Origin of the sequence: Corallococcus llansteffanensis (genome assembly GCF_003612055.1) — a bacterium.
GTDB lineage: Bacteria > Myxococcota > Myxococcia > Myxococcales > Myxococcaceae > Corallococcus > Corallococcus llansteffanensis.
This window is the reverse complement of sequence record NZ_RAWB01000410.1, coordinates 1-8,959: the sequence shown is the minus strand read 5'-3', so window position 1 is coordinate 8,959 and position 8,959 is coordinate 1. Positions and strand designations below refer to the sequence as shown.

General features: G+C 69.9%; 8 protein-coding genes and 1 pseudogene. 5 read left to right on the top strand and 4 right to left on the bottom strand.

Features of this window, described 5'->3' with window-relative positions:
* A pseudogene (locus tag D7V93_RS30095) lies at nt 1-217 on the top strand (hypothetical protein); the annotation flags it as partial.
* Here the strand turns inward: D7V93_RS30095 and D7V93_RS30090 are convergent.
* Nucleotides 218-1,816, bottom strand: coding sequence for a leucyl aminopeptidase (locus D7V93_RS30090; protein ID WP_120646665.1), 1,599 nt, complete (start codon nt 1,814-1,816; stop codon nt 218-220).
* A gap of 143 nt (nt 1,817-1,959) precedes the next feature.
* Here D7V93_RS30090 and D7V93_RS30085 point away from each other — a divergent pair, with 143 nt between their 5' ends.
* The 3 genes from D7V93_RS30085 to D7V93_RS30075 all read left to right on the top strand — a co-directional run bounded on the left by D7V93_RS30085 (nt 1,960) and on the right by D7V93_RS30075 (nt 4,272).
* Nucleotides 1,960-2,853, top strand: coding sequence for a hypothetical protein (locus D7V93_RS30085; RefSeq protein WP_120646664.1), 894 nt, complete (start codon nt 1,960-1,962; stop codon nt 2,851-2,853).
* Nucleotides 2,854-2,980: 127 nt separating this feature from the next.
* On the top strand, nt 2,981-3,763 hold the full coding sequence (locus D7V93_RS30080; protein ID WP_120646663.1) for a sulfite exporter TauE/SafE family protein: 783 nt from the start codon (nt 2,981-2,983) through the stop codon (nt 3,761-3,763).
* Between the two features lie 17 nt (nt 3,764-3,780).
* Nucleotides 3,781-4,272, top strand: a complete 492-nt coding sequence (locus D7V93_RS30075; protein ID WP_244237600.1) for a hypothetical protein — start codon at nt 3,781-3,783, stop codon at nt 4,270-4,272.
* A 70-nt stretch (nt 4,273-4,342) separates the two neighbouring features.
* On the opposite strand, the gene D7V93_RS30070 is transcribed toward D7V93_RS30075, so the two are convergent.
* The 3 genes from D7V93_RS30070 to fabF form a co-directional block, all read right to left on the bottom strand.
* Nucleotides 4,343-5,212 carry a tetratricopeptide repeat protein gene (locus tag D7V93_RS30070; RefSeq protein WP_120646662.1) on the bottom strand — a complete coding sequence of 290 codons (870 nt, stop codon included), beginning with the start codon at nt 5,210-5,212 and terminating at the stop codon, nt 4,343-4,345.
* Nucleotides 5,213-5,214: 2 nt separating this feature from the next.
* A complete protein-coding gene (locus D7V93_RS30065) occupies nt 5,215-6,825 on the bottom strand; it encodes a helix-turn-helix domain-containing protein (protein WP_120646661.1) in 1,611 nt (536 codons plus the stop codon).
* A 326-nt stretch (nt 6,826-7,151) separates the two neighbouring features.
* The gene (fabF, locus tag D7V93_RS30060) at nt 7,152-8,402 is read right to left on the bottom strand and encodes a beta-ketoacyl-ACP synthase II (protein WP_120646660.1); all 1,251 of its coding nucleotides are present in this window, start codon (nt 8,400-8,402) and stop codon (nt 7,152-7,154) included.
* Between the two features lie 95 nt (nt 8,403-8,497).
* Here fabF and D7V93_RS30055 point away from each other — a divergent pair.
* Nucleotides 8,498-8,959: PaaI family thioesterase (locus D7V93_RS30055; RefSeq protein ID WP_147451407.1), on the top strand; the 462-nt coding region annotated here is incomplete at its 3' end.

The window sequence follows — 8,959 nt, the reverse complement described above, 5'->3', positions numbered from 1 at the left end:
CCGGGTGGGGGAGGGCGTGCGCGGCAAGGTGGCCGTGCGCGAGGGCAACGGGGGCCGGGTGCTGATGATGCTGGCCACCTGGCCCACGGAGGTGTCCGGGGACGTGGTGCAGAGCGTGGACACCCTGCTGGCGGGTGTCCGTCCGCTCCCGGAGCCGAGCGTGGCCGTGCGCGCGACACCTCGCGCGCCCGAGCCCGAGCCCGGCGACCCGCGCTAGCTAGCGGGCCGTCTTCGCCTTCGCGCGCTTCGCGGCCTTCGCGGGCGCGGGGGCCTCCGCCTTCTCCGGGTGGGCCGCTAGGTCCGTGGCCCGGCGGCGCACGTACTCCACCAGGGTGCGCGCGCCGACGCCGGTGCCGCCCTTGTTGAGGTAGCCGCGCTCCTTGGGGCTGTTGGACGGACCGGCGATGTCCAGGTGCACCCACGGCACCTCGCCGACGAACTCCTTGAGGAAGAGGGCCGCGTTGATGGCGCCGCCCCAGCGCTCGCCGGAGTTCTTCATGTCGGCGACCTCGGAGCGCAGCGCGTCCTTCTGCAAATCCGTGACGGGCAGGCGCCACATCTCCTCGCCCGCGGCCTTCGCGGCGGCCAGCACGCCGTTCACCGTGGCGTCGTCGTCGCCGAACGCGCCCACGATGTAGTTGCCCAGCGCCACCATGCACGCGCCCGTGAGGGTCGCCAGATCGATGATGGCGGACGGCTTGTGCTCGCCGGCCCAGGTGAGCATGTCGCCCAGGACGAGGCGGCCTTCCGCGTCCGTGTTGGTGATCTCCACCGTCTTGCCGGAGCGCGCGGTGAGGATGTCGCCCGGCTTGTACGCGGTGCCGGACGGCATGTTCTCGCACGCGCCGATGAAGGCGTGCACGGGGAAGGGCGGCTTCACCACGCCGCCGATGACCTTCATGGCGGCCAGCACCGCGGCCGAACCCGCCATGTCCGTCTTCATCTCCACCATGCCCTCGGTGGGCTTGAGCGACAGGCCGCCGGAGTCGAAGGTGATGGCCTTGCCCACGAGCGCCAGCGGGGCGCGCTTGGCGTCCTTCGCGTTCTTCGGCGTGTAGACCAGGTGGATGAGCCGGGGCTCCTGCACGCTGCCGGCGGTGACGCCCAGGAACATGCCCATGTTCAGGCGCTCAATCTCCTTGCGCCCGCCAATCTCCGCCTGGAGGCCCGCCTCCTTCGCGGCCTGCTGCGCGGCCTGCGCCAGCCGCACCGGCGTCACGACGTTGGGGGGCTCGTTGACCAGGTCGCGCGCCCAGTTGACGGCCTCCGCCAGCTTCAGGCCCAGCGAGAGCGCGTCATCGAGCGCGCGCGACTTCTCCGTGCCCTGGGGCAGGGTGAGCGTGGCGCGGGTGAGCTTGGGCGCGCCCTTCTCCTCGCGCGCGGCGGACTTGTACTTGTCGAAGCGGTAGACGCCCAGCTCCAGGCCCTCCACCACCGCGCGCACGGCGCCCTCCGCGTCGTCCGTGGCGGGCACGCGGAAGCCGATGGCGGGGGTCTTCAGCCGCTGCGCCGTCTTGGCCGCGCGGCCCGCGGCGAGCCGCAGCACCTCCGGCTGGAAGCGCGCGCGGTTGCCCAGGCCCAGGAGCAGGACGCGGTCGGAGCCCAGGCGTCCCAGGGTGTGCATCAGGAAGGATTGATCCACCTTCCCCTTGAAGCCTTCCTGGGCGGCGGTGGCGCGCAGCTTGCCGTCCAGGGCGGAGTCGGCGGTGGCCAGCGGCGCGGGGGCGGCATCGCCCAGCTCGCCCTCGAAGAGGGGGATGACGAGCAGCTCACCGCTCACCGGCGCGGCGTCACCGGAGACGAGACTGAATTGCATGGCGACTTGGACTCCTGGACTGGATGGGAAGAAGAGGTGATCCGAAGGGCGCGACTGTAGACGCGCGCCGTGTTGCTCGCAAAGCGCTGGTTGCCACTCCGGCATTGCATTGCCCCGGCGCGCTGGATAGCTCTGGGTTCCCCATGCCCACCCTGTTGCTCCATCTGACGGCCATCGAACGGTTGGCGGCCCATCCCGAAGGGCTCCCCGCGGACTGGGTGCGGGCGCTGTCGGAAGACCTGCCGTACGCGCGCTTCGGGGCGGCGCTGCCGGACCTGCCGCTCTGCGCGGGCGTTCGTGGGGGCCTGTCCCTGCTGCTGCCGGAGGCGGGCTGGCCCCCCTTCGCGCGGCTGTACCACGAGCGCGCCCCGGTGGGCCTGGGGCTCAAGATGGCGGAGCTCGTCGCCACCGGCGCCCTCGTGGGCACCGAGGCGGGGCTGGCCATCCTCGCTGGCTACTTCACCCACCTGAGCCTGGACCGGCGCCTCCATCCGCTGGTGGACGCGCTGGTGCTGCGCCACCGCCGCAAGGGCGAGCGGGCCTGGGATGCGCGCCGGCAGATGGAGTGGGCACAGACGCTGTTCTTCCTGCGCGAACAGGACGGCACGGACGGCGTGGGCAGGTCGCGCCTGCGGGAGAAGTTCCAGGTGGTGAAGAGCGAGGGCATCCCGCTGCGCGGCATCGGCCGGGGCATCTACGAGCTGGTGCGGCTGGCGTCCCAGGAGCGCATGGGCCAGGCGCCCACCAAGGCGGAGCTGGATGGCTGGGTGCGTGGCCTCTATGTCTCCGGCCTCTTCCTCTCCAGCCCCCTGGGGCGGGTGCGAGCGCTGCCGGCATACACGCAGCTCTCCTTCCAGGAGCTGTACCGCAACGACGTCTTCGACTTCGCGGCGGAGGTGGACGCCGCGCTGGATGTGACGCGCGGGTTGATCAAGAGGCTTCACGGATACATGGCGCGCGGCACCTACACGCCCCGCACGCGCGCGCGCTTCTTCGAGGAGTTTCCCGAGGGAACGCTGGGGGCCACTGCCGCGTAGTGAACGCTGATCCACCGCGCGCGTCGGAAGCGATGTCCGCGTGGAGGGCGTCCGGCCAATCGAGCCACCTGCCCTCACGGGGGGTGCGCTATCCGAAGCGGGGAGTGCCCCCTATCCTCGATAGGGAATGACGGTATTCCTCTTGATGGCGGCGGGTGTGATGGCGGGCGGGTTGGGCGCGCTGCTGGGCATTGGTGGCGGCATCGTGCTGGTGCCCCTGCTGGCGCTGGGGTTCGACATCCCCCTGGAGCAGGCCGTCCCCGCGAGCCTGATGTGCGTGGTGGCCAACTCCTGCGCCGCCGCCGCCAGCTACGTGGAGAACAAACTGAGCGACCTGCGGCTGGGGCTCACGCTGGAGCTCGCCACGGTGATGGGCGCCATCGTCGGCGGGCTCGTCGCGGCCTTCGTCGCGGAGGCGATGGTGGCGGTGGTGTTCGGCCTCTTCACGCTCTTCGTGTCGCTGCAGATGCTGCTGCTGCGCACGCCGGTGCAGGAGCCGGTGTCGACGACGGAGTACGTGCCCGTCAACTACCCGCTGGGCATCTCCGGTTCGTTCGTCGCGGGGGGCCTGTCGGCGCTCCTGGGCGTGGGCGGTGGCCCGCTGAAGGTGCCGCTCATGAGCTACGGCATGCGCGTGCCCTTCAAGGTGGCCAGCGCCACCAGCAACCTGATGGTGGGCGTCACCGGCGCCGCGAGCGTGGCGGCTTACGCGTGGCGCGGCCACCTGAACCTGGGGCTCGTGGCGCCCCTGGTGGTGGGGGTGCTGGCCGGCGCGTCGGTGGGCAGCCGGTTCATGCCGAAGGTTCCCACCGCGGTCTTGAAGAAGCTCTTCGCAGCGGTACTGCTTCTGGTGGCCGGCCAGATGCTTTGGAAGGGTGGGGAGGGGTTGTGGCCGAGCCTATGGAAATGAATGAAGTCGGTCCCTTGATGCACGGTGTGCACCCGTCGGTGAGGGGGGCGGAGGCAGGGCCTCCGGCGCGCAACGCACAGGCCGTGGCCCTGCCCGTGCCGGAGCCGTTCCCGGAAGCGCTTCCGGAAGCACTCCCCGAAGCACTCGACTCGCTCCACGACGAGCCCGTCACCGAGCCGGATGCCCGGCCCCACGCGCGGCGCTGGGCCGCGCGTGCCAGCAGGGGGGAGCGGTGGATCGCGCGCATGCTGCGCACCGGCGCGGTGATGAGCGGAGGGATGTTCGTGGCGTCGCTCGCGCTGGAGCTGCTGCCGCGCGACGAGTCCGTGCACGTGGCCATCGACCTCTTGCGCAAGGGCGCGGCGTCCATGCTGCTGGTGACGCCGGTGGCGCGGCTGGCGATGGCGGGGACGCTGCTGGGCCTGCGCGGGGAGTGGCGCTACACCGCCATCGCCGCGGGGGTGCTGGGCCTGCTGGCGCTCGCGGTGGGCGCCGGCTTCCAGGCCTGAGCCCCAAGCTCGGAAGCCCCAGAGGTTCCGAGGCTCCAAGGCTCGGAATCGCAGGGGCCGCGCGGGGTGGCTACACGCCGCGCGCGGTGAAGTGCGCGAGCACGTTCTTCACCTTGGCCACGTCGTCGTGGAGCCCCTGGTCCTCGTACAGCGGCAGCACTGCCTCGAACTGCGCGCGGGCCGCGGGGAAGTCCTGGAGGTAGTAGCAGGACAGCCCCAGGTCCCAGCGGGCGCGGGCCTCGTAGACGTGGTCGTGCAGGCCCTCGTACACGTCCACCGCGCGCAGCAGGTGCGGGCGCGCGTTGTCGTGGTGGCCCAGCAGGCCTTCGGATTCACCCAGCAGCAGGTGGCCCAGCGCGAGCGCCTCCGGGTCCTCGCCCTGCTCCAGCAGCGGCACGGCCTCCAGGAACCGCTTGCGCGCGGGCTCGTACTCGCCCTTGGCCATGCGCAGGTCGCCGATGTCCAGCAGCAGCCGCGCCATGCGCTCGGTGTTGCGCGTCTGGCGGAAGAGGATGAGCGCCTCCTGGTACTTCTCCTCGGCGCCGTCGACCTCGCCCATCGCGCGCAGGGACTCGCCGATGCAGGCGCGGGTGAGCGCCTCGCCGTCGCGATCTCTCGCCTCGTTGAAGAGGCCGGCGGCCAGGGCCATGTGTTCGATGGCGCCCCGGTGGTCCTCGAAGTGGGCCTTCACCACGCCCAGGCCGAAGAGGGCCTGCGCCTGGCCGGGTTTGTTGCCCGCCGTCTTGAAGAAGCGCAGCGCCTCTTCGTAGTGCTCGCGGCTGGCGGCGTGGTCCTCCAGCATCCCGTGCAGCTCCGCGAGCGTCACCAGCCCCTGGCCCACCTCGGAGGGGGCCCCGGTGATGCGCAGCGAGGCGAGCGCGTTCTGCTGCTTCTGGATGGCGTCGGCGATGTGGGCGCGTTCGGTATCGGGCGGGTGCATGGTCAGCTCTCGCTACCCTTGCGGCGCCGGGCGCCCCTGTCCAGCGAATCGTGCTTCTCGCTGCCGTCAGTGCCGTTGCCGTCCGGCTCGTGGTTTCCGTTGCGCTCGCCCTTCTCCTTCTCGTGGACGAGCAGCGGGGAGAAGAAGCAGTCCTTCTTCGTGTACTCGTCGAAGGCGAAGGCGAAGCGGTAGCTGGCCGCCGCGCGCTGGTTGCAGTCCGTGCGCTCGCAGAAGCGGCAGGAGATGCCGCTGGGGATGGCGTCCTTGCGCAGGTCGTTGGTGGGCAGGCCGTACGCCAGGTACTTCGCGTTCTCCGCGTGCGTGCCCAGGCCGATGGAGTACGCGGTGCCCTTCACGATGGAGCCTTCAATCGGCTGCAGCTGCACCTTGGCGAAGCAGAAGTACGTCGTGCCGTCCGGCATGATGGAGTACTGCCGGGTGATCTGCGACGGGTTGAGGAACGCCAGGTGCACCGCCCACTTCGCGCAGGAGCCGCCGCCCGAAGCGAAGCGGATGCCGGTGCCGCTGTAGCGCTTGGAGATGTTGCCGGCGATGTCCGCGCGCAGGAAGTGGAAGGGCAGGCCCTGGCGCTTGGGGTCGGACAGGTTGCAGATGCGGTGGGCCACCGTCTCGTAGGTGGTGCCGAAGACGTTGGAGAGCAGCTCCACGTCGTAGCGCGTGCGCTGCACCTCCTTGAAGAACTCGCCGTAGGGCAGCATCAGCGCGCCGGCGAAGTAGTTCGCGAGGTTGACCTTGATGAGCCGCTCGGTCTCCCCGTGCCGCATGCGCCCGGCGCCCAGGATGCGCTCCACCAGCTTCTCGCGGTCCATCACCATCAGGCCGATGGAGGCGGCGATCTGGAACTTCAGGGGCTGCTCGGTGAGGTCCGGCGACAGCGTGAGCGTGCGCGCGTCCAGGTCCAGCCGGCGCACCACGGACGAGCCGCTGTTGGCGCGCTCGATCCGCACCTTGTAGTCGAAGCGCTCCTCCAGCATGCGGGTGAGCTGGCTGCTGGTGATCTGCTGCTCCAGGCGGAAGTCGCGGCGCAGCCCCTCCGCCTGCTCCTCCAGCTCCGGGAAGTAGTTGCGGTGCTTCTCCAGGAAGTCGCTGACCTCGTCGAAGGGCGAGTAGTCGAACCGCACGCCCGGCGTGTTGCCCAGGCCGTTGCCGGAGGGCGACCCCTGCGTGCGCGTGCGCTCTTCCACGTTGAGCTGCGCGAGCACGTTCTCCAGCTGCGTGCGCGTGTTCTTGTAGAGGTTGAAGAGCGCCGCGACGGTGCCGGCGAGCTTCGGCTCCGCGGACAGCGACTGGAGCGACTCGGAGTCGATGTCCAGGCTCTTGAGCAGCGGTTCGTCCAGCAGCTTCGCCAGGGCCTCGTCCACGCGGCCCTCGCCCAGCGTGGACATGAACTGTTCGGGGTCCTGCTCCAGGTAGCGCAGCGCCTTCCACAGGAGCGGGAAGGGCATCACCCGCTTGCCCTTCTCGATGAGGTTCAGGTACGCGGGCGAGACGCCCAGGTCCTTGGCCGCGTCCGCCTGCTTGATGTTGCGCTGCAACCGCAGGCCTCGAAGCTTCAGCCCCACGTTCGCGTTCAGAGCGTTGTCGTTGTTCATGGCTCCAGCCACCGGTGGGCCGCGTCAGACGACGTGTCCGACACCGGGTCTCTGGATCCACTCTGCAAATCGATTTACCGATTTGCAATCAACGTTTTGGATCCACTGGAGCGCTGTCCCTCAGGCAACGCGCAGAGGGTTGACTGCCTCCCTCCTGGGCCAGGAAGGACGTAATCCCATGTAATCATGGGGCTTTCAGCTGCGCCGGGTGTGCGGAGGGCCCGCCCTTGGCGCAGTTTGTCAACCGTTTACCAACGCGGCGCGGCAGAACTGGGGAAAAGTCAGTAAACCAGCACGCGGATATTTACAAAGTATTACGGGCGTCCCTACGGGCCGTCCGGCGCTCGGCGGAAGACGAGGGCCACGTTGGTGCCGCCGAAGCCGAAGGAGTTGCTCATGACGGCGTCCAGGCGCTTCTCGCGGGCGACGTTGGGGATGCAGTCGAGCGGGATGCGCGGGTCCTGGTTTTCCAGGTTGATGGTGGGGGGAAGCACGCCCCGGGTGAGGGCCAGGATGCTGATGACGGCCTCGGCGGCGCCGGCCGCGCCGTTCATGTGGCCCGTCATGGACTTGGTGGAGGAGACGGCGAGCCGGGAGGCCGCATCACCGAACACGCGGGCGATGCCCTGCATCTCCAGCAGGTCGCCGATGTCCGTCGAGGTGCCGTGCGCGTTGAGGTAGCCGATGGCGGACGGCTCCAGGCGCGCGTCCTTGAGGGCGGCCCGCATGGCGCGCTGGGCGCCCTCGTGCTCCGGGGCGGGGGCGGTGACGTGGTGGGCGTCGGAGCTGGCGCCATAGCCCACCACCTCCGCGAGGATGCGGGCGCCCCGGGCGCGGGCGAACTCGTACTCCTCCAGGATGACGATGCCGGCGCCCTCCGCGAGCACGAAGCCGTCGCGGTCCCGGTCGAACGGGCGGCTCGCGGCCTGGGGGGCGTCGTTGCGCGTGGACAGGGCCTTCATCGCGGCGAAGCCGCCCACGCCCAGCAGGGAGATGGGGGCCTCGGCGCCGCCCGCGACGGCCGCGTCGAACTCACCGCGCTGGATGCCGCGCAGCGCTTCACCGATGGCGTGCGCGCTGGTGGAGCACGCGGAGTTGGTGGACCAGGACGGGCCCTTGATGCCGTGGCGCATGGAGACGTAGCCGGGCGCCATGTTGATGATCATCTGGAGGATGAAGAAGGGGCTGATGCGGTCGGGCCCCTTCTCCAGCGCCTTCTTGTACGTCTCCTCCAGGCTGCTGATGCCGCCAATGCCGGAGCCGATGATGGTCGCCACGCGCTCCGCGTTCTCGGGGGTGATGACGAGCCCCGCGTCGGCGAGGGCCATGTCCGCCGCCGCCACCGCGAACTGCGCGAAGCGGTCCATGCGCCGCACCTCGCGCCGTTCGATGAAGTCCTCCGGTTGGAAGTCCTTCACCTCCCCGGCGAAGCGGCAGTCGAGCTGGCTGGCGTCGAACAGCGTGATGGGCCCCACGCCGCTCCTGCCGTGGATCAACGCGTCCCAGCTCTTCTCCACGCCGGTGCCACACGGGCTGATGAGCCCCATTCCCGTCACCACGACGCGCCGCTGCTCCATGGAATGCTCCTTGACCCGGATGTTCGGACGGGATGGTATTACGGTCATCCTTCCATGAGTTCAAGAAGGGTCATTCAAACCGTGAAGGAGCCCTGATGAGCGACCAGGCAGCGAACCCGCGCACGCGAACGGTGTCGTGGAAGGATCCCCGGGAGGGCGCTTCGGCGGCGAAGAAGCTGTCCGGAATGGAGTACCTGCGCGCCATCCAGCGGGGCGAGCTGCCGGGGCCTCCCATCGCGGAGCTGATGGGCTTCACGCTCGTGGAGCTGGAGGAGGGCAAGGTGGTGTTCGGCGTGCAGCCAGGCGAATACCACTACAATCCCATTGGCATGGTGCACGGCGGGCTCGCGGCCACGCTGATGGACTCGGCGATGGGGTGCGCCATCCACACGATGCTGCCGGTGGGCGTGGGCTACACGACGCTGGAGCTGCACGTGAACTACGTGCGGGGCATCGCGCATGACTCGGGGCCGCTGCAGTGCAGGGGGGAGATCATCCACATCGGGGGCCGGGTGGCCACGGCGCAGGGGCGGCTGACGGACGAGAAGGGACACCTC